Source organism: Salipiger sp. PrR002 (genome assembly GCF_010500775.1).
Lineage (GTDB): Bacteria > Pseudomonadota > Alphaproteobacteria > Rhodobacterales > Rhodobacteraceae > Salipiger.
This window is the reverse complement of record NZ_JAAGOU010000001.1, coordinates 316,027-336,600: the sequence shown is the minus strand read 5'-3', so window position 1 is coordinate 336,600 and position 20,574 is coordinate 316,027. Positions and strand designations below refer to the sequence as shown.

The following is a 20,574-nucleotide window of genomic DNA, read 5'->3' as shown; positions in this document are numbered from 1 at the left end:
GACCGCCCGCCGGGGCGTTAGATGATTGACGCGCCGCCGCATTTGAGGCGCAATAGCGCGGCATAGAGATGCGGCAGACGATCGTTGAAGGGGAGACGACAATGAGCCGAGCACGCAGCGTGCCGTGGATTCATCCCGCCACGCAGCAGGAGTTGCGCGATTTCCGGCGCGGCCGCGTGTCCCGGCGCGAGTTTCTGACCCGCGTGACCGCGCTTGGCACCTCGGCGCTGGCGGCGCGCGCGATGATCGGCGCGGCACATGCCGAAGAGGACGGCAGCACCACCCCCTCGGGCCACACGCTGCGCATCCAGATGGAGGTGCGCCCGCTCAAGGACCCGCGCCGCTACGATTGGTCCGAGATCGCCAATGTCTCGCGCGGGTGGCTGGAATATCTCGTCGAATACAGCCGCGATGGCAGTCTGCGCGGCATGCTGCTGGACAGTTGGGAGGCCAGCGAGGATGCCACCAGCTATCTTCTGAACATCCGCCCCGGCGTGACATGGACCACCGGCGAGCCTTTCACCTCTGCCGATGTGGCGCGTCTCATGGCCTATTGGTGCGACCGCAGCGTCGAGGGCAATTCTATGGCGGGCCGCCTTGCCGCGCTGCTTGATCCGCAGACAGAGCAACTGGCCGAAACCGCCGTCGAGGTGATCGACGATCTGACCCTGCGGCTGCATCTGGCCTACCCCGATGTGGCGCTGATGGTCGGGCTGTCGGATTATCCCGCCGCCTGCGTGCACGAAAGCCACGACCCCGAAACCATGCTCTCGAACCCCATCGGCACCGGCCCCTATCTGCCCGAGGCCGTCGTGCCCAACGAGCGCGCCGCGCTGGTGCGCAACCACGCGCACAACTGGTGGGGAGAGCAGGCCGAGGGCTGGGGCGGCGCCACGCTCGAGCGGATCGAGTTCATCGACTATGGCACCGATCCCGCCGCTTGGCTTCAGGCGGCGCAAAATGACGAGATCGACATGCTCTACGAGAATGTCGGGGCCTTCATCGAACGCGCGGACACATTGGGCTGGGAGCGTTCCGAAGTGGTCACCGGCGCGACGGTGGTGCTGCGGGGCAATCAGAACGCGCTGGTGGACGGACGCGCGGTCTATGCCGAGCCCAAGATGCGCAAGGCGCTGCAACTGGCGATCAGCAATGAGATTGCGCTGGAGCTTGGCCACGAAGGGCTGGGCACGCTGGCCGAGAACCACCATGTGGCCCCGGTGCACCCCGATTACGCCGAGGTTGGCCCCACCGAATACGACCCGACCCGCGCCCTGCCGCTGGCCGAAGAGGCCGGGCTTGCGGATGTGGAGCACGAGTTGGTGACGCTGGACGATGGCCTCACGCGGCGCACTGGCGACGCTTGTAGCGCCATGCTGCGCGATGCGGGGCTGAAGGTGAGCCGCAAGGTGCTGCCCGGCTCCGCCTTCTGGCAGGCGTGGAAGGAATACCCGCTGTCGATCACCGAGTGGAACCACCGCCCGCTTGGCATTCAGGTTCTGGCGCTGGCCTATCGCTCTGGCGAGGCGTGGAACGAGACGGGCTATGCCTCGCCTGAGTTCGACGCGCTGGTTGCCGAGGCGCTGACCATCGCCGATGCCGAGGCGCGGCAAAAGATCATGGCGCGGATCGAGCGCAAGCTGCAGGAGGACGCGGTGATCGTGCAGCCATTCTGGCGCTCGCTCTACCGGCACGTCCGTCCCGGCGTCACCGGCGCCGAGATGCACCCCTCCTTCGAGATCCATCTCTACAAGCTGGGGCTAAAGGTCTAGCGGCTCGGGACTTGGGACTTCGGTCTTGGGACGTCTGCCTAGTCTTGCAGAAGGTCCTCATAGCGCGCATCTGTCAGCGTCTTGAGGAAGGCCACCAGCGCGTCGACGCGTTTGTCGTCGAGCGCGGGCCCTTCGGTCAGTTCGGGCGCCAGCGTCTCCGGCACTTCAGGAGCGCCAAAAGCCGCGCCGGTCTCGGGGTTGATCTTCCGCGCCTCATTGCGGGTGTTGTAGCTGTTGTAGAACAGGATCACCGTGCGCAGGTCCCCGAAGGCGCCGTTGTGCATATAGGGCGGCGTCACCGCCACATTGCGCAGCGTCGGCGTGCGGAAGGCCCCTTCGACCGCGTTCTCTGCGGCAAGCGGGTTCTGCGCGAGCCCATGGTCGATGAACCCCTCCACCGAGCCGTTCGCAAGCCGCAGGTCGCGGTTCTCGGGCACGCCGATATTGTGGAAGCGGTAGTCCGAGAAGGTCTCGGCGGGATCGACCGCGCTGCGCTGCAACTGGTGGCATTGGTTGCAATTGGTGAACTGCTGCGAGAAGAACAGCAGCCGCCCCAGCTCCTCTTGGTTGGTCAGCTCCGCCTCCCCGCGCAGGAAGCGGTCGTATTTCGAATCGAAGGGCGCGAACTCGGGCCGCCGTTCGAAGGCGGCGATGGCGCGGGTCATCGCGGCATAGCCGGTCTCGGGTTCCTCCAGCGTGCCCGGCCCGAAAAGCGCGGTGAAAGCGGCCACGTAATCGGGGTTTTCGCGCAGCCGCGCGACCACCTCGGATTTGCTGCCCATCGCCATCTCGACCGGGTTCAGCGGCGGGCCGCCCGCCTGCTCTTCCAGCGTCGCGGCGCGGCCATCATGGAACAGCCCGCCGCGCCAGCCGTCGGTCTCGTCGAACGCAAGCTCAGGCACATGCGCGGCATAGGTCACCGTCGGCGCGTTGCGATCCCCCAGCGAACTGCCGTCATCGCCGATCGACGCCGCGCCGCGCGGGTCGGCAAAGGCGAAAGCCGGATCATGGCAGGTGGCGCAGCTTTGGCTGCGGGCCTGCGACAGGTTCGGATCGAAGAACAGCGCCTCGCCCAGATCATCCATCGCCTCAAAGCTGGCGGGCGCGGCCCCAAGCGCGCGCAGCCCCAATCCGCCCACGGCAAGCGCGAGGACGGCGGCGGTGACGGCAAGATGTGCTCTGCGCATGAGGTTCTCCGGCGGCGATGTCGGGCTGGGGCTAGACCCGATCAGAGTGCCGCTCCGGCATGGGCCCGGCCTTGATCGGGATCAAATCCCAATTTTTTCGCTCAGGCATATCTCGCAAACACCCGCCCAGCGTCAAGAGAGGCGGGCAAGGGAGCCACGCAAGAGCGGCGGGCGCACTGCCCGTCTCGCTGGATCATGCTGGAAAGGTCGGCCGCTCGGGTTGGACCCAGAGTGAAGCGTCAGGGGCTCACTGCCCCCAGATCACCTTCACGTAGTTCATCGTCTCGCGGTACGGCGGAACGCCTTTGTGCTTTTCCACCGCGCCGGGACCGGCGTTATACGCCGCCAGCGCCAGACGCCACGAGCCGAACTTGCGGAACTGCTCCTGCAGATAGCGCGCGCCGCCCTCGAGGTTCTGCGCCGGATCATGCGGATCGACGCCCAGCTTGCGCGCGGTGAACGGCATCAGCTGCGCCAGACCGATCGCCCCCTTGTGCGATAGCGCCTTGGGGTTGAAGCCCGATTCCTGCTGCACGAGGCGCAGGAACAGATCCTCGGGGATGCCGTTGCGCCGCGCCGCCTGACGCGCCAGATCGGCGTAGGGCCCGCGGTAGCTGCCGCGATAGGAGGGCACCGCCCCCTCGCCGCCCATCGGCCCCCATTTGGTAGGCGTCACCACGCGCTTGGGCTGCAGCCGCACCGAATTGTTGTACTGCTGAGATGCCCGATTATCGAGCACGCTGGTCTGTTTGGAGAATAGCCGCACACGGCTTTTGGACGAAAGCACCTCGGCAGAGGCCCCCGTCGCCGCCATCACCAGAGCACACACAACTCCGGCCAGTGCGCGCGTTGCGTGGTTGCGCATCACGTCCCTGTTCCGATCTCACTGTTCCCTCGACCCCGGACTATACAGAAAAACTGACCCTACGCCAGCCGTGGCCGCAATGTGGCACAGGCGGAATTCCGCGCGGCATTCCTTCTTTAGAGTGCGGGTGCGGTGGTGTAGACCAATTCAAACCCCGCCGTTGCGGGGATTCGCGAAGACGCGGAACACACAGGAAAACGACCAGTACAAAGGGGATGACATGGCCGGCTCCGTCAACAAGGTGATCCTGGTAGGCAATCTCGGCGCGGACCCCGAGGTGCGCACCTTCCAGAACGGCGGCAAGGTCTGCAACCTGCGCATCGCCACCTCCGAGAACTGGAAAGACCGCAACACCGGCGAGCGCCGCGAGCGCACCGAGTGGCACTCGGTCGCGATCTTCTCGGAGCCGCTGGCGCGGATCGCCGAGCAGTATCTGCGCAAGGGCTCGAAAGTTTACATCGAAGGCCAGCTGGAAACCCGCAAATGGCAGGACCAGTCCGGTCAGGATCGCTACAGCACCGAAGTGGTGCTGCGCCCCTACCGCGGCGAGCTGACCCTGCTCGACAGCCGTCAGGGCGGCGGCGGCGGTGACTTCGGCGGCGGTTCGGGTGGCGGCTACGGCGGCGGCTCGGGCGGTGGCTACGGTGGCAATGACGACGGCGGCTACGGTGGTGGCTCGGGCGGCGGCTACGGCGGCGGTTCGGGCGGTGGCGGCGGCTCGCGCGGCCCGTCGCGCGACATCGACGACGAGATCCCGTTCTAAGATCAACGCCCGGCCCCAGCGCCGGGCGTTTTTCATATCGGGCATGGCAGCGCGCTCGTGCCCGCATCGCCGCGTTTTGGCGGCGCTGGCAGCGAGGCGTATTTGCGGAACGATGAAGATCGCAGCCCGCAAAAACGACCTACCGCAATCAGCGCGCCGCGGCTTCGTTATCGCCCCAGCCTTGAAGCCGGGGCCTGCGCGCCCCATAACTCTTGTAACACTCTCAAACACAAAAAGACGGACGTATGGACGCCCCTGCCACCGGAACACTCGACGCGGCCTTCTGGATGACCTCCGCCGCGATCCTGCTGCTCATCCTTTTCTCGGCCTTCTTCTCGGGCTCCGAGACCGCGCTCACCGCCGCATCCCGCGGCAAGCTGCGCGCCGCCATGGACCGCGGCTCACGCGGGGCCGCCATGGCGCTGAAGATCACCGAGGACAACGAGCGGCTGATCGGCTCGGTGCTGTTGGGCAACAACCTCGTCAACATCCTCGCAACCTCGCTGGCGACCGCGCTGTTCACCCGGCTCTTGGGCGACGGCGGCGTTGCCATGGCGACGCTGATCATGACGCTGCTGGTGCTGATCTTTGCCGAGGTGCTGCCCAAGACCTATGCCATTACCAACCCCGAGACCGCCGCCGCCACCGTGGCGCCGCCGATCCGGCTGGTGATCCTGATCTTCTCGCCCGTGGTGGCCGCGATCCGCGCGCTGGTACGGATGCTGCTCAAGCTCATCGGCGTGCAGACCGACCCCGACAGCCAGATCCTCGCCGTGCGCGAAGAGATCGCTGGCGCGCTGCAACTGGGCCATTCCGAGGGCGTGGTCGAAAAAGAAGACCGCGACCGTATCCTTGGCGCGCTCGATCTGGCGGAACGCACGGTCGAAGAGATCATGCTGCACCGCTCGGGTATCGAGAGCATCGACGCCGAGGCCGAGCCGCGGGACATCCTGCAGCAGTGCCTCGAAAGCAACCACACCCGCCTGCCGGTCTTCCGCGGCGAGCCCGAGAACATTATCGGCATGGTCCATGCCAAGGACCTGCTGCGCGCCATGTACGACGTGATGGCCAAGGCGGGCGAGCGCGGCTTTGGCGCGCTCGACGACTTCCGCATCACCGAGGTGATGATGAAGCCCTACTTCGTGCCCGACACCACGACGCTGGCCGACCAGATGCGCAACTTCCTGCGCCGCCGCACCCACTTTGCGCTGGTGGTCGATGAATATGGCTCGCTTGAAGGTCTGATCACGCTCGAGGACATCCTTGAGGAGATCGTGGGCGAGATCGCCGACGAGCACGACCCCGACGCCGAGCATCAGGTCAGCGCGGGCGAGGATGGCTGGTATTGGCTCGACGGCGCGATGACCATTCGCGACCTCAACCGGGCCGCCGATTGGTCACTGCCCGACGACGAGGCGAACACCATCGCCGGGCTGGTGATTCATGAGGCGCAGATGATCCCGACCGTGGGTCAGCGCTTCAGCTTCCACGGCTTCCGCTTCGAAGTCATGGAGCGCGAGAACAACCGGATCACTCGGCTGCGGGTGCGGCCGGTGACGCCATTGCCGGTGTAACAGGCGTGTCGGCGGCGGGATCGATGGGCAGCTCTGCCTCAAGCAGATAGCCCCCCTCTTCCCGCCGTTCGACCACGGTGCCGCCAACTTGGCTCACCGCCGCCTCAAGCAGCCGCGCGCCAAGCGCGGTGGAGGCCAGAACGTCCAGCTTCGATCCCGGCTCGGGCCCGGTGCCATTGTCGCGGCAAGTAAACAGCAGGCGGTTCTCGCCGGTCTGCTCCGCCTCGAAACGGATCTCGGGATTGTTGGTGCCATCGCGGAAGGCGTATTTCATCGCGTTCGCGGCGAACTCATTGGCCACCACGCCGATCGACGCTGCGACCCGCGATTCCACCTCGATGCGCGGCACATCCACATGCACCTGCACCTCGGCCACCGCGTGGCGCTGCAGCAGCGTTGCCACCCGCGACAGATAGGTATCAAGGCGCACGAAGTGCATCTTCGAGGTGAGATTGAGCTCCGCATGCAGCTGCGACACCGAATCCACCCGGCGCGCGATGGCATCCAGCGCATCGCGGGTCTCGGGCACGGTCGAGCGCGCGCGGTAGAGACGGATGGTCGAGGCCACCGTCTGCAGCGAGTTCTTCACCCGATGGTCGATCTCTTCGCGCAGGATTTCCTTGTTGTGCAGCGCCCGCTGCAGATCAAGCTGCCGCATCACCTGTCCGGCCATCACCTTCAGCAACTGCCGCTGCTGGCTGGTGAGTTTGCGCGGCTTGTCATCGAGCACGCAGAGCGTGCCGATGCTGTGGCCGCTGCGGGTGACCAGCGGTGCCCCGGCATAGAACCGCATCGCCGAGATCGACCCGCAGCACAGCGGATTGTCGGCGCTGCGCAGGTCGAGCATCGTGTCCTCGATCTCGAGAATATCATCGCTCAGGATGGCATGGGCGCAGATCGACTGCTCCAGCGGCGTCTGCCCCGGCTTCATGCCGTAGCGCGCCTTGAACCACTGGCGGTTCTCATCGACGAGGCTGATCAGCGCCACCGGCATCTCAAGCAGCGACGCCAGCAGTTCGACCACTTCGTCAAACGCCGGATCGGGCCCGCTGTCGAGCACACCGAAGCTGCGCAGCTCGGCCAGACGCTCGAGCTCATCATCCGATTTTCTTGCGAGAACCATTATCCGCCCTGACCTTCGAGCCTTCCCGGGACCATGCATCAATGCTTGTGTGCAGCCCGTGTCTAATTTCCGACATAGCAGCTTGCCTTGCCCCGCCAAGAGCAAAACTTTCAAGACACCGCAACTGAAGGCAAGAACGCAGCGGCAGGCGGTCAGTTTACTAAATTTTAGCAAACTTGTCGCACAACCTTTCTGTGTAGAGGCAGCGAATTGCGCTAAACTTTGTGCCACCGGCTGATCTCGCGGCACAGGGACCAGACGAAGGGGCATGGCACCGCCGCGCGTCGCGCCCCGAATGAGCCGACCGCCCAATGTTCTGAAACCACGCCGAATGCGCGCGTAAGCTTGGCTTACATGTAGATGTGTGGCGCGATCTGCCCTCGATCTGCGCTGATCAGGCCGCGCATTGAGCGGCGCATTGCTGCGCTGCGCCATGCCGCAGGCATGGGCCGCCTCTGCCGCGCCAGTAGTGCCACCCGGCCCGGCTGATGAAAGTGCGCCGGATTTCCGGCCTTTGCTGTATAAGGAGCCTCATGGGAGGAATTGCCGTATTGATTCCCGCCGCTGGCACAAGCAGCCGGATGCGCGGGGCCGACAAGCTGCTGAAGCATGTCGGGGGCCGGGCGCTGTTGCGTCGACAGGCCGAAGAAGCGCTGCGCGCGGTCAACCACGTGACTGTCACACTGCCAGATCACGACCATCCGCGCGCCGCCGCCCTCGCCGGGCTGCCGGTGCAGCTTATTGCCGTGCCCGATGCGGATCAGGGCATGTCGGCCTCGCTGCGCCGCGGGGTTGGCATGCTGCCGCGGGGGATCGACGCTGTCGTCATCCTGCCCGCCGATATGCCCGACCTGCGCGCCGAGGATATAGACAAACTGGTGCGGGGTTTCCGCGCAATGCCGCATCCGGCGCTGCAACAGGGCTGCACCGAGGATGGCACGCCGGGCCACCCGGTGCTGTTCCCCGCCGATTGCTTCTCGGCGATCCAGATGCTCTCGGGCGACGAAGGCGCGCGCAGCGTGCTGGCCACCAACCGCCACCGATTGCGCATGGTGCCCCTGCCCGGTCGCCGCGCGCTGACCGACCTCGACACGCCCGAGGCGTGGCAGGATTGGGAGCGTGAGCGCGCCGCCCTCGATCCCTGCTGAGGCGCGCGCCGCTTTACGGTATGTGCTAGCCGGTGCGTTCAAGCCGGTGCCGCGGCACCGCCATTCGCCCGTTCCTCAAGAAAAAACCCGAGGCGCAGACGCGCCCCGGGTTCTTGTCCGCTCCGGTGCCAAAAGGGTCACTGGCCCCAGAGCGAGCTGCATATTCCGTATGGCAAAGCGCTCAGTTGGTGAGCAGCTGCGCCTCGTGCTTCTTCAGCGAGCGGCGCGCCGCGCCATAGGCCTTCAGCCCCTCTTCATGCTCAAGCTCGGGGAAGAGATCGAAGATCTCCTGCCGCTGCTCGTCGCCGATGCCCTTGAGCGTGTAGTCGCCGGGCTGGAAGCTTTCGGTCCAAGCGCCGTTCGACAGCACCACCTCGTGCTGGTCGAACATGAAGTGGATATAGGCCACGCCCATGGTCTCCACCTCGTCCACGCCCTCGAGCCCGGTCAGATGCTTGGCGGCGGCGAGCACCTCACGCTCTTCGAAGTAGAGCGCGGTGCGGTCGTTGGCGACCAGCACACGGTGGTTCGGCGAGACCAGCAGGTCATGCTCGGGAAGGTTCTTGCCGAGCGCGCCCTTCTGGATCAGCACCGGGCGCAGATGCGGCTGGCGCGCCAGTTCGAAGCCGGTGAGTTCCTTGCGGCCAACCCAGCGGATTTCCTGAATGCCGTTGTCGCGGGTGATCACCCGGTCGCCGACCTGCAGGTCCTCGACCAGACGCTCGCCCTGCGGCGTGGCGATCAGCGTGCCGGGGGTGAAGCAGGGCATCACCTCGACGGTCACATAGGCGGTGTCGGTGCCGCCGTTGCCATCGTCCACCTCGTAGCTGAAGGCGTCATAGCCGGTGTAGCCCTCGTCGGCGGTGTAAGAGACGGTGCCATCTTCGTTCAGCGTCGCGGTGCCGTTGCTGGCCTCGCCCAGAGCCGAGATGGTCAGCGCGTCGCCATCGGCGTCCGTGTCGTTCTCGGTGGGATCGAAAGTGACCGTGGCGGCCGCCGTGGCGCTGTAGAGGTCGTTGTTGGCCACCGGCGGGGTGTTGCCGCCCGCTTCCGGATTGGTCTCGATGCCGGTGTTGACGGTGATCGTGCCGGTATCGCTGCCGCCATTGCCGTCATCGACGGTGTAGCTGAAGCTGTCGGTGCCGCTGTAGTCGTCGTTCGGCGTGTAGGTGACGGTGCCATCTTCGTTGAGCGTGACGGTGCCGTTCTCGGCCTCGCCCACCTCGGTGACGGTCAGATCGTCGCCATCCACATCGGTGTCATTCTCGGTGGGATCGAGGGTCACCGGCGTCTCATAGCCGGTGTTAACGGTATCATCTTCGGCCACCGGATCGTCGTTCACCGGGTAGACGGTGACGGCCACATTGCCCGTCGCGCTGTTTCCGGCGGGATCTTCGATGGTGTAGGTGATCTCGGCGTCGCCGTTGTAGTCAGCGTCCGGGGTGAAGGTCAGCGTGCCGTCGCCGTTGATCACCACCGAGCCATTGGTGGCGGTCGCCGAAGTCACGGTCAGCGTATCGCCATCGGGATCGCTGTCGTTGGACAGCACGTCGATGGTGACGGCCACATCTTCGTCGGTTTCGGCGGCGTCATCCTCGGCCACGGGCACACCGTCGCCGTCGACATCGCAGGTCGAGAAGGACATGTCAGAGATCAGCACGCCTTGGGTCGAGTCGCCGCCGTTCTCGTAGATCACTTCGATGCGCGACACCGGGCCCGCGATGTTCACCATCAGCGTGCCGTCCTGGTCGGCGAAATCGGTCACCTCTTCGCCGGTGGCGGTGCTGCCGTCGACGCTGGTGCCGCTGCCGAGCGTGGTCAGTTCGACCTCGACGGCATTGCCCTCGGCGTCATAGGCGAGGATCGTCACATTGTCCTGAAAGCTGGTGCCATCCGGGGTGGCGGTGTCGTCGCCGACAAGATCGCCAAGGTCCGACCCCGCACCGCCATCCACGTCGTTGAGGATGAACGAGAGGTTCTGCACTTCGTCGGTGTAAAGCTCATCGGAGGAGCTGAAATCGAACACGGTGGTCGAGGTCGAGGAGACCGTGCCGCCATCGCCGCCTTCGCCGAACAGCTTGAGGTGCGAGGTGGCGCTGGTGGTCGAGCCTTCGGGCACATAGCCGTCGTAGGTCGCCGTGAAGGCCTGCGCACCAAGGTCCTGCGCGGTAAAGGAAATCTCAACGTTTACACCGCCAGTATCGACGGTGGTGGAGCTGCCCCCGGATGCGGTGTCGCCCAGCGTGGTTCCATAATCCCCAAGCGCGGCCCAGTTCAAAAACAAATCAGCCATCGTTACGACCCTTTCAACTACAGAACGGGGCAGGCCCCGCGCCGCGAAGGCGGCAGCGACGCTCGCGCGCCGCAAACTCCGATCCGTCGTCTGGTCGTGATGCTGTGCCGGGCGGTGCAGTCCTGCGCGGCAGAAGCGCAGGGCAAAAGCTTTCCTAGAGGTGCCAAGGCGGTCCCGCGGCACCTTCCGTCACATCCTCACGGATGACTCTGAGATCGGTGGCCGCCCCCCGGCCTATCCTCGTCGCCCCCCAGTCGGGCTTGCGATTTATTTAGAGCTACTGGGGCGACGAACAAAGGCAAAAGTGGCGCTCGGGTGGCAAAATACGACCATAGCGGGACATGATCGCGCAATTGCGGGCGTCTTAGTCGAAAATGTGGCGTCTTATTGTTTCCAATTTCCAGCAGAGGGTGCGACATTTAAAGTATATATTTCTGATACTTACCATGACAGCGAGCCCACCACCCGCCATTTTGGCGACACTCCTGACCGCAGGGCGGAAACAATAGCGCCACGCCGCCGTTGCAGCCCTGCGCGCCATGGCGGCGCCCGATTTTCCAGGCCGCTGTTCCGCAAGTGGAACCAATGCCAGTTATTTCAATCAATTGACCAAAATTTTCCGCAGTTGCGCACCACATCCCCGAATCGCGAACGCCAAATAAGACGCAAACTTGGCGAAGATGCTCTGCCCGCACCGCGGCCACTTTCGCCACATTCCCGCCATCTGCGGCCGGCGGCACCGCCCTGCCCCTGCCTGTCGCGCATAAAAAAGCCCCCGGCGCGCACGCCGAGGGCCCTATCTTGCGTCCGCGAGAGCGCGGCTCAGATCATCTCGATCGTGTAGCTTTCGATCACGGTGTTGGCGAGCAGCTTCTCGCACATCTCTTTCACCGTGTCCTCGCCGGTGCCATCGGCCAGATCGAGCTCGATCACCTTGCCCTGACGCACGCCGTCCACACCGTCGAAGCCGAGCCCGCCAAGCGCGTGGCGCACCGCCTCGCCCTGCGGGTCGAGCACGCCCTCTTTCAGCATCACATGCACACGTGCCTTCATGGCAATATCTCCGTTCGTCGCGAAAGGCCCGCGCCTTTCATTGTTCTTCAAATACGCAAAGTGCAACGCCGCCACGGGCGGTACGCTTTCAGTTGATCAGCTTGGGCTTGGCCGCGTGGGTCGCCTGCTTGGGCATCACACCCAGACGCCGCGCCACTTCGGCATAAGCGTCGGTGAGCGAGCCGAGGTCACGGCGGAACACGTCCTTGTCGAGCTTCTGACCGCTTTCGATGTCCCACAGGCGCATCGAGTCGGGCGAGATCTCATCGGCGAGGATCAGGCGCTGATAGTCGCCCTCATAGACCCGGCCGATCTCGATCTTGAAGTCCACCAGACGGATGCCAACGCCATACATCAGACCCGACAGGTAATCGTTCACCCGCAGCGCGAGGCTCAGGATATCATCCATGTCCTGCTGGCTGGCCCAGCCGAAGGCGGCGATATGCTCTTCGGTGACCAGCGGATCGCCCAGCTTGTCGTCCTTGTAGCAATATTCGACGATCGGGCGCGGCAGCGCGGTGCCCTCTTCGATGCCAAGGCGCTTGGACATCGAACCGGCGGCGTAGTTGCGCACGATCACCTCGAGCGGCACGATCTCGCAGGCGCGGACCAGTTGCTCGCGCATGTTCAGCCGCTTCAGGAAGTGCGTCGGCACGCCGATGCCGTTGAGACCGGTCATGAAGAACTCGGACAGGCGGTTGTTGAGCACGCCCTTGCCTTCGATCACGTCTTTCTTCTGCGCGTTGAAGGCGGTGGCATCATCCTTGAAGTACTGCACGATGGTGCCCGGTTCGGGGCCTTCGTAGAGGATCTTCGCCTTGCCTTCGTAAATCTTCTTGCGCCGTGCCATGGGAATCCTTTCGCCCGGGGCCGCGTATCGGCCGCTGCGTATCTTGCCGCTCTCATAAATCAAGGCTGCCCCTGCCGCAAGCGCGCTGCTTTGACTTGAGCCAGCGCAAAGCACGTTACAAACTGAATGCATTAAATAGAGGTCATGTAACGGAGGGGAATCCCATGACCACGTTTGACGACCGCGAACAGGCCTATGAAAACAAGTTCGCCCATGATGCTCATCTGAACTTCCGCGCCGAGGTCCGCTGCAACAAGATGCTCGGCCTCTGGGCCGCAGAACAGCTGGGCAAGACCGGCAATGAGGCCGAGTCCTATGCCAGCGGCATCATCAAGGCCGACCTCGACGAGGCCAGCCATGACGAGGTGATCGCCAGCATCGCCAGCGACCTCGACGGCAAGGCCAGCGTCGCCGAAGTGGCCGCCAAACGTGCCGAGTTTCTGGTCATCGCCCGCAAGGAAGTGCTCGAGGAAAGCTGACCGCGTCCTTTGGCGCGCCGCATCCCCGCCCCGCAGGGGCTGGTCCGGCGCGCCGTCAGCGCGCGGTCACTCCAACGCGCCGTCAGCGCGCGATCACAATGTCAGCGCGCAGCCCGCCAAGTGCCTCGCTTTCGCCAAGCCGCAGCACCCCGCCGTGCGCGCGCGCAATGTCCGCCGCGATGGCGAGCCCCAGACCGACGCCCGTGCCCTTGTCCTGATTGCGCGCCGGATCGAGCCGCGAGAAGGGTTTCATCGCCTCTTCGCGCCGCTCCGGCGGAATACCCGGCCCGTCGTCCTCGACCCGCAGGCGCAGCGAGCGGTCGGTCAGCGTCACCGACACTTCGCAGTGCCTGCCATAGCGCACGGCATTGCCCACGAGGTTCTCGAGCGCCCGGCGCAGCGCCACCGGCCGCACGTTCACCTCGCCGCTGCCCTCGACCCGCCCCATGGAAACCGGCTTGCCGCCGCGCTGCGCGTCGGCGACCACCGAAGAGGCCAGCGCGACCGGGTCCACCGGCTCTGCCTCGCCCTCCTGCGAATTGCCGCGGGCGAACTCCAGAAAGGCGTCGATCAGCTTTTGCATGTCGTCGACGTCGCGCTCCAAGGGCTCGCGGTCCTCGTCGTCGAGCATCGACAGCCCCAGCCGCAGCCGGGTGATCGGCGTGCCCAGGTCGTGGCTGACCCCCGAGAGCATCATCGTGCGCTGCTCGATCTGCCGTTCGATCCGGTTGCGCATGTCCAGAAAGGCGCTGCCCGCCGCCCGCACCTCAACCGCCCCGCCCGGTTGATAGGGCACATGGCGCCCGCGCCCGAAGGCCTCGGCCGCTTCGGCAAGCCGGGTGATCGGCCGCAACTGGTTGCGCAGGTAGAAAAAGGCGATGACCGTCATCAGCACCCCAAAGAACAGCATGTTGACCAGCAGCTGATGCGGATTCGACGCCGAGGCGCGCTGGCGCGAGAAAGAAATAAGATAGAGCGTGCCATCGGCGTTGCGCAGATAGACCAGCACGTCACTGTCATTTGGCAGCATCACCCGCTCGACGCCCGGCAGTTGCTTTGCCAGAGTTTCGGCCACCACGATCCCGGAGAAATCGTACCAGCGCCGCAGGTCCGCCTCTGGCAGCGCCGCGTCCGGCACCGCCCGCATGCTAAGCCCCAGCGGTGCCGCGGCGGCGGGGGTTTTGATCGCATAGCTGATGTCCCGGGTGACCCCGCGCGTCATCTGCTGCGAGACCCCTTCGAAATGCCGCTGCACGAAGACAACCGACACCACCAGTTGAATGGTGAACACCGGCAGCACGAGGATCAGCGCCGCCCGTGCATAGATGCCGCGGGGCATATAGCGTTTGAGCCATTGGAAAAACATGGGATACCCCTAGCCTGAGGCGCAGCCGCGCCCCCCTGCACATGAGGCGCAAGATGATCGATCCGCAGCCAGACTTCCAGCCCCGCCCCGGGTACGCCGAACCGCTCGGCCCCGGGCTGCGCCGGATTCTGGCCCCCAACCCCTCACCGATGACCTATCGCGGCACCAACACCTATCTGCTGGGCACGCGCGCTCTGGCGGTGATCGACCCCGGCCCCGCCGATGAGGTGCACCTGCAGGCGATCCTCGCCGCCCTCGCGCCCGACCAGCGCATCAGCCATATCCTCGTCACCCATGCGCATCTCGATCACTCCCCCCTCGCCCGTCCGCTGGCCGAGGCCACCGGCGCGCCAGTGCTTGCCTTCGGTGACGCCACCGCCGGACGCAGCCCCGAGATGCAGGTGCTGGCCGAGACCGGGCTCGCTGGCGGCGGCGAAGGCGTGGACGCGGGATTCGCCCCCGATGCGCGGCTGGCGGACGGCGCGCGGATCGCGGGGGACGGCTGGCAGATCGAGGCGCTGCACACGCCGGGCCATTTCGGCAATCATCTGAGCTTTGCCTGGGGCGACATCCTGTTTTCCGGCGATCTGGTCATGGGCTGGGCCAGTTCGCTGGTCTCTCCCCCCGATGGCGACCTCGGCGACTTCATGCGCTCGCTCGAAAAGCTGCGCGCGCGCGACTGGCGCTGCTTCCATCCCGGCCATGGCGCCCCGGTCGAGGCCCCGGCAGAGCGGCTGGATGCCCTCTATGCGCACCGCCGCGCCCGTGAGGCCGCGATCCTCGAAGCGCTCGCCCGCGGCCCTGCCGATGCCGCCCAACTGGCCCGCCTGATCTACCACGACACAGACCCTGCTCTGCTGCCCGCCGCGACCCGCAATGTGCTGGCCCATCTGGTCGACCTGACCCAGCGTAAGGCGGTCATTCCGCAGGGGAAACTTTCGAAATCCTCTTCGTTTTCAGTGATTTGAAAGAAAAATGCAGTCTATCGCAGAAAAATGCAAAAAACCTCTGGACGCCCGGAGTCGGCATTGCTAGATACGCCCCACGTTCCGGCGTAGCTCAGCGGTAGAGCAGTTGACTGTTAATCAATTGGTCGTAGGTTCGATCCCTACCGCCGGAGCCAACTTCCCCCAAAAGGAAGCTGGCAAAATCAAAAAAGCGATCCTTCGGGATCGCTTTTTTTGTTTCCTACGAAGCCTGAACATTTGCGCCCGCAAGCACGGTGGCTCGCCGCGCATCGCCTGCGGTTTTCGCGATTTTTGATTGCTGCGTGATCACAGACCACAATCATAAGCTGTAAAATACATTAAGTTTTTAGAATTTACGCTTTTCTCCCACTGAGTTCTGTTAATTTAAAAGTGCTATCTTGGAGACGCGTTATGGGTGCCGTGAATATTCTCGTCGTTGATGACGAGACAGCCGTGCTTGAGATTCTCCGAAAGGGGTTCGAAGCTGAAGGCTGGACGGTGCATGTGGCGCAAAGCCCTTCGGCCATGTTCGAGGCGCTCAAAACCCATGACATCGATCTCGTCACGCTGGATCTGGTGCATGGTCAGGACGATGGCCTTGAACTGGCCCAAACATTGCGGGCGAGTTGGAACATCCCGATCCTGATGATCTCGGGCCGCACCGGCGCTTACGACCGTATTCGGGGGCTGGAATCGGGGGCTGATGATTACATCGCGAAACCCTTCCACATCCGCGAGGTCGTGCTTCGGGTGCGCCGCACGCTGGAGCTTTATGGCCGTGAGCTATCGGGCCACGACAACCTGCTTTTCGATCACACGGTCTTCGACCCAGAGCGCGGCATCGTGCAGCATTTCGATGGAACGCCGGTGGACCTCACCGGTATTGAGCTGAAATTGCTGGAGCTTTTCGTGCGCCATCCGGGCCGCATCCTGAGCCGGGACGAGATTTCCCAGAGCCTGCACGGGCGCGACTGGTCGCCCGAGGATCGCACCATCGATGGCCATGTGGCCCGCCTGCGGCGCAAGCTCGGCACCTCAGACGATGTGGTCAATCTGATCCGCTCGGTGCGCGGCGTCGGCTATGTCTTCACCGGCGATGTGCAGGTCGCACGCAGCGCGGCGGCCACAACCCTGCGCGCGCGCAACCGCCTTTAGTGAGCCGGTTTGGCGCGCCCCGCGCCCTCTTGCCGCGTTGACTGCCGTCAATGATCTGCCTTGCGGATGCGTGCATAGTTGAGGTGTTCGCGGCTCAGGCGTCCCCAAGCTCTTCCGGTTCGCATGCCGGATACCGCGAACGTCGCCGCCGACCCGGCTTTCTCCGTTCCGAGCCATGGTCGGCGGCGCCCCTGCCCGGGCAGCGCCCGGTCGGCACCGCTTCTGTCGGGTAGATTACACAAATCTGCAAAAATCTTCTCATGACATCATATTCGATTCTCGGAAACCATAGAGAGGCAAGTGGTACGCAAAGGGGGGGAACCTGTGCAGACACGCGTTTTGGAACGGGAGTTTACCGCGTCTCGCTGTCGAAATTGCGCGGCGCGGGAGGGAGGGTTCTGCAGTTTGCTGGACCCGGATTCAGTTAATGCATTTTCAGCACATAGCGCGCGGACGCTTTATCCGCAGGACACCGAGCTTGTGGCGCAGGGCGATAGCTGCGACCGGGTCGGCGTCATCGCCAGCGGGCTGATCAAGCTGCAAACCCTCACCGAAAGTGGCGAAGAACATCTTCTGCAAGTGCTGCGAAGTGGTCAACTCCTCAGCGTCGCAAGGAATGCGCCTAGCCGGTTTTCATGGCAGACGGCGACGGCGTCAGAGATCTGCTGGATGCCGCAGAAGGCGTGGGAGAGCTTCTTGACGGAGCGCCCGCAACACTTCCAGTCGTACATGAAGACGACGCTCTACCAGCTTGAACAGATGCAGTTATTTCTGATCAATATGCGCGGCAGAAGCACCCTGCAACGGGTGGCGCTCTGGCTGGTGGAGGAATTGCTGAACGGTCCCGAGATCGGGGCCGCGCTGCACGTCCAGCTTTCGCGGCGCGATCTTGCTTCGCTGCTCGACATGACGGTCGAGACGCTCTGCCGCTCGCTACGACAGCTGCAGGACGGCGGTGCCATTCGCCTGCCAAAGCCGGACCGGGTGGAGATCGCCGATTTCACCAAGCTGCAGCAGATGGCGGGCTGCAGCGAGAGCGGCGCGGGCGACATTCACGCCCTGCCGCCCAGAGGGCGCGGTCAAAGCCGCGGCGCGGATGGCTGGCGCAATGCCGAGGCGGACAATGACGCACGGCGGCCCGCCTCGCGTGGCAAGCCGCCTCGGCGAAGCAACTGACACGGCAGGCAAGTCCGGCGTGAGGGATCACCCATCAGCGCCGGGCTTGCCGGACAGTCTCTTGCCGAGCACCCGGCGCGCGCCCGCAAGGGTCTCGGTAGGCGTGCCCGAGGCGTCGAGACGGTGCCAGTAATTCGGCCAGCCACCATCTCCGGCCATCTCTTCGTCCAGATCTCCGGCGCCGCGCGCAATCTGCGCCCGCAGCACGGAAACATCCGCGTCAGAGGCATCGCCATGGCGGGCGGCGACTCGCGCCTCCAGCACCGGCACCGGCGCCTCCAGCCAGAGCCCGTGGAACCCGGCCCCTGCCTCTTGGGCAACTGCCCCGGCGGCTCTGCGCAGGGCCGGGTCGGTGAAGGTCGCATCAAGCACCACCGATTGACCCGCCGCCAGCAACACCGCGGCCCGCTCCAACATGCGCTCATAGACCGCCTCGCGCCGGCCCAAGGCGTAGTTTTCGGCATCCAGCCGCCCTGTGCTCCGCCCCTGTTTGCGCTCGAGGTCCGAGGACAGCAGCACCGCGCCGGGCATGGCCCCCAGACCAGGCGCAAGCGCGCGCGCCAGAACGCTTTTGCCGCTGCCAGAGAAGCCGCCCACCGCGAGCAAAACGGCGGCTGGCGGGTGCAGCGCCCGCACCGCAAGCGAGAGATAAGAAGACACTTCGGCCGCACTCGCGCCAGTGCGCCGCCGCGCCGCGTCGGTCTGCAACAGCACCATGGCGCGGATCGCCGCCCGGACCGAAATAAACAGCGGCAAGGCCGCGAGGCCCGCATCCTCGGCGCCTCGTGCCTCGCGCAGCCATGCGTCGAGCACCCGGCAGGCCTGCCGCGGCAGCCCGCGATGGCACAGGTCCATGACCAGAAACGCCACGTCGTAGAGCACGTCGCAGGTGCCCAAGGTCTCGTCGAATTCCAAAGCGTCGAACAGCACCGGCTGGCCATCGATGCGCACGAGGTTGCGCAGGTGCAGATCGCCATGGGCGCGGCGCACGTGGCCCGCCGCGCCGCGCGCCTCCAGCACGTCGCCCTGCTCTGCCAGCGCCGCGCCCGCCGCCGCCTGCCATTCGTGAAGAGCCTCGGTTCCCAGTGTATCGGCTCCGGGGGCCTGCGCGAACTCGGCAAACACCCGGTCAAGCTCGGCCAGTATCTCGGCGATGAGCCTGCGGCCAGACACACGGCGCACAGGCGCTGCCGCATGGTAGCGCGCGATCGCCGCGCCGGTCTGCAGCGCCAGCGCATCGTCGAACGCGCAGCGCGCGGCAATGGCCTCAAACTCTTCCTCCGCCGGAAAGCGCCACATGCGCAGCACCCAATCCACCACCGGCCCGCTGCCGCCAAGCTGCAGCCCGCGCGCGCCGCGCGTCACCGGCAGGACGTCGCGGTAAATCTGCGGCGCGGCGGGCGCGTTGAGGTCCAGCTCGCGCAGCAGCATCTCATGCCGCAACTCGATGGTGCTGAGGTCCATGTAGTCATAGGTGACCGCGCGCTTAAGCTTCAGCGCGGTATCGCCGCAGAGGAAGACATAGGCACCGTGGGTCTCGACCACCTCCACCGGCTCGGTTGCTCCCGCCTCAAAGGCCCCGCCGGACGACAGGAAGGCCACTGTCTGGGTTTGCGTCATGGCTCTGCTCCGGGTTTCGCCGCCATCCTAGACGGGTTTGTGTGACGCCACATTGACCTGCCGCAAGCTTTCGCCCCCGCCCGCAGGCTGACCTCGCGCCGCGATGCGCGATGCCCGTTTCCCTCGCCCGTCAAAGCGGTTACGCCGATACGAAAGGGCGGCCCGCCAGCCGCGCCACGCCCCGGGCCAAATGCAAGGAGACCGAGATGACCGAGCGCCAGCTCAACCAGCCGCTCAGCGGCAACGCCATGCCCCGCACCGGCGGTCCAGCCACGATGATGCGCCTGCCCGCCGCCGAGAGCGCCGAAGGGCTCGACGCCTGTTTCCTCGGCATCCCGATGGACATCGGCACCTCCAACCGCCCCGGCACAAGGCTCGGCCCGCGCCAGATCCGCGACGAAAGCCGGATGATCCGCCCCTACAATATGGCCACCGGCGCCGCGCCTTTCGAGCATCTGCAGGTGGCCGACATCGGCGATGTGCCGATCAACCTCTATGATCTGAAGAAGTCGGTGGAAATCATCGCCGCGCACTATCGCGGCGTGCTGGCGCATGGCGTGGTGCCGCTGACGCTGGGCGGCGATCACACGCTGACTTGGCCGATCCTGCGCGCCATCAAGGAGCGTCACGGCCCGGTGGCACTGATCCATGTGGACGCCCATTCCGACACCAACGAAGAGATGTTCGGCGAGACCGCCGCGCATGGCTGCCCGTTCCGCCGCGCGTGGGAAGAAGGCTGCCTGCAGAACGACAAAGTGTTCCAGATCGGCCTGCGCGGCACCGGCTATGCCGCCGATGATTTCGACTGGGGCCGCAGGCAGGGCTGGACCTGCATTCAGGCCGAAGAGTGCTGGCACAAATCGCTGAGCCCGCTGATGGCCGAGATTCGCGCCAAGATCGGCGATGCGCCGGTTTATCTCTCCTACGATATCGACAGTCTCGATCCGGCCTTCGCGCCCGGCACCGGCACCGTCGAGGTGGGCGGGCTGACCACCATGCAGGGGCTCGAGATCATCCGCGGCTGCGCCGGGCTGAACCTCGTGGGCTGCGATCTGGTCGAGGTCTCGCCGCCCTATGACCCGTCCGGCAACACCGCGGTGATCGCGGCGAATTTCCTCTACGAGATGCTCTGCGCCCTGCCCGGCGTGCCGCAAGGCCGCTGACGGGCGCTTGGCGCGCCGT

The 20,574-nt window shown here is 65.2% G+C and carries 17 protein-coding genes and 1 tRNA gene; 10 read left to right on the top strand and 8 right to left on the bottom strand.

All coding sequences use genetic code 11. The features are described 5' to 3' along the window. The first annotated feature begins 101 nt into the window (after positions 1–101). Positions 102–1,772, top strand: a complete 1,671-nt coding sequence (locus G0A00_RS01630; RefSeq protein ID WP_164181552.1) for an ABC transporter substrate-binding protein — start codon at positions 102–104, stop codon at positions 1,770–1,772. Positions 1,773–1,810: 38 nt separating this feature from the next. On the opposite strand, the gene G0A00_RS01625 is transcribed toward G0A00_RS01630, so the two are convergent. Both G0A00_RS01625 and G0A00_RS01620 read right to left on the bottom strand, forming a co-directional pair. Continuing rightward, entirely contained in the window at positions 1,811–2,959 is a 1,149-nt protein-coding gene (locus G0A00_RS01625; RefSeq protein WP_164181551.1) for a cytochrome-c peroxidase, read from the bottom strand. 247 nt (positions 2,960–3,206) lie between these two features. After that, on the bottom strand, positions 3,207–3,773 hold the full coding sequence (locus G0A00_RS01620) for a lytic transglycosylase domain-containing protein (protein ID WP_235953042.1): 567 nt from the start codon (positions 3,771–3,773) through the stop codon (positions 3,207–3,209). 271 nt (positions 3,774–4,044) lie between these two features. Here G0A00_RS01620 and ssb point away from each other — a divergent pair, with 271 nt between their 5' ends. Continuing rightward, a complete protein-coding gene (ssb, locus tag G0A00_RS01615; protein WP_066100550.1) occupies positions 4,045–4,587 on the top strand; it encodes a single-stranded DNA-binding protein in 543 nt (180 codons plus the stop codon). A gap of 245 nt (positions 4,588–4,832) precedes the next feature. Next, the gene (locus G0A00_RS01610) at positions 4,833–6,161 is read left to right on the top strand and encodes an HlyC/CorC family transporter (RefSeq protein WP_164181549.1); all 1,329 of its coding nucleotides are present in this window, start codon (positions 4,833–4,835) and stop codon (positions 6,159–6,161) included. Here the strand turns inward: G0A00_RS01610 and G0A00_RS01605 are convergent. Further along, positions 6,118–7,284: a histidine kinase dimerization/phosphoacceptor domain -containing protein gene (locus G0A00_RS01605; RefSeq protein ID WP_164181548.1), complete on the bottom strand. Its 1,167-nt coding sequence runs from the start codon at positions 7,282–7,284 to the stop codon at positions 6,118–6,120. The genes G0A00_RS01610 and G0A00_RS01605 overlap by 44 nt on opposite strands. A gap of 533 nt (positions 7,285–7,817) precedes the next feature. Here G0A00_RS01605 and G0A00_RS01600 point away from each other — a divergent pair. Beyond that, positions 7,818–8,432, top strand: coding sequence for an NTP transferase domain-containing protein (locus G0A00_RS01600; protein WP_164181546.1), 615 nt, complete (start codon positions 7,818–7,820; stop codon positions 8,430–8,432). 181 nt (positions 8,433–8,613) lie between these two features. Here the strand turns inward: G0A00_RS01600 and G0A00_RS01595 are convergent, their stop codons facing one another. The 3 genes from G0A00_RS01595 to purC all read right to left on the bottom strand — a co-directional run bounded on the left by G0A00_RS01595 (position 8,614) and on the right by purC (position 12,628). Further along, a complete protein-coding gene (locus G0A00_RS01595) occupies positions 8,614–10,725 on the bottom strand; it encodes a Hint domain-containing protein (RefSeq protein ID WP_164181544.1) in 2,112 nt (703 codons plus the stop codon). An 822-nt stretch (positions 10,726–11,547) separates the two neighbouring features. Next, positions 11,548–11,778 carry a phosphoribosylformylglycinamidine synthase subunit PurS gene (gene purS, locus G0A00_RS01590; RefSeq protein ID WP_066100563.1) on the bottom strand — a complete coding sequence of 77 codons (231 nt, stop codon included), beginning with the start codon at positions 11,776–11,778 and terminating at the stop codon, positions 11,548–11,550. 88 nt (positions 11,779–11,866) lie between these two features. Next, a complete protein-coding gene (gene purC, locus G0A00_RS01585; RefSeq protein ID WP_066100566.1) occupies positions 11,867–12,628 on the bottom strand; it encodes a phosphoribosylaminoimidazolesuccinocarboxamide synthase in 762 nt (253 codons plus the stop codon). A gap of 164 nt (positions 12,629–12,792) precedes the next feature. On the opposite strand from purC, the gene G0A00_RS01580 reads away from it, so the two are divergent. After that, the gene (locus tag G0A00_RS01580; RefSeq protein WP_164181542.1) at positions 12,793–13,107 is read left to right on the top strand and encodes a DUF1476 domain-containing protein; all 315 of its coding nucleotides are present in this window, start codon (positions 12,793–12,795) and stop codon (positions 13,105–13,107) included. An 82-nt stretch (positions 13,108–13,189) separates the two neighbouring features. Here G0A00_RS01580 and G0A00_RS01575 read toward each other — a convergent pair whose 3' ends face one another. Beyond that, positions 13,190–14,473 (bottom strand): ATP-binding protein, encoded by a 1,284-nt coding sequence (locus G0A00_RS01575; protein ID WP_164181540.1) that lies wholly within the window; start codon positions 14,471–14,473, stop codon positions 13,190–13,192. Between the two features lie 53 nt (positions 14,474–14,526). Here G0A00_RS01575 and G0A00_RS01570 point away from each other — a divergent pair, with 53 nt between their 5' ends. From G0A00_RS01570 to G0A00_RS01555, 4 genes are all read left to right on the top strand, one after another. Then, positions 14,527–15,441: an MBL fold metallo-hydrolase gene (locus tag G0A00_RS01570; RefSeq protein WP_164181538.1), complete on the top strand. Its 915-nt coding sequence runs from the start codon at positions 14,527–14,529 to the stop codon at positions 15,439–15,441. A gap of 80 nt (positions 15,442–15,521) precedes the next feature. Continuing rightward, positions 15,522–15,596, top strand: a tRNA-Asn gene (locus G0A00_RS01565). Between the two features lie 256 nt (positions 15,597–15,852). Continuing rightward, entirely contained in the window at positions 15,853–16,596 is a 744-nt protein-coding gene (locus tag G0A00_RS01560) for a response regulator transcription factor (protein ID WP_164181536.1), read from the top strand. A 405-nt stretch (positions 16,597–17,001) separates the two neighbouring features. After that, positions 17,002–17,772 carry a Crp/Fnr family transcriptional regulator gene (locus tag G0A00_RS01555; RefSeq protein ID WP_164181534.1) on the top strand — a complete coding sequence of 257 codons (771 nt, stop codon included), beginning with the start codon at positions 17,002–17,004 and terminating at the stop codon, positions 17,770–17,772. Positions 17,773–17,799: 27 nt separating this feature from the next. On the opposite strand, the gene G0A00_RS01550 is transcribed toward G0A00_RS01555, so the two are convergent. Next, a complete protein-coding gene (locus G0A00_RS01550) occupies positions 17,800–19,392 on the bottom strand; it encodes an AAA family ATPase (RefSeq protein ID WP_164181532.1) in 1,593 nt (530 codons plus the stop codon). 206 nt (positions 19,393–19,598) lie between these two features. Here G0A00_RS01550 and speB point away from each other — a divergent pair, with 206 nt between their 5' ends. Further along, positions 19,599–20,555, top strand: a complete 957-nt coding sequence (gene speB / locus G0A00_RS01545; protein ID WP_164181530.1) for an agmatinase — start codon at positions 19,599–19,601, stop codon at positions 20,553–20,555. The last annotated feature ends 19 nt before the right edge of the window (positions 20,556–20,574 follow it).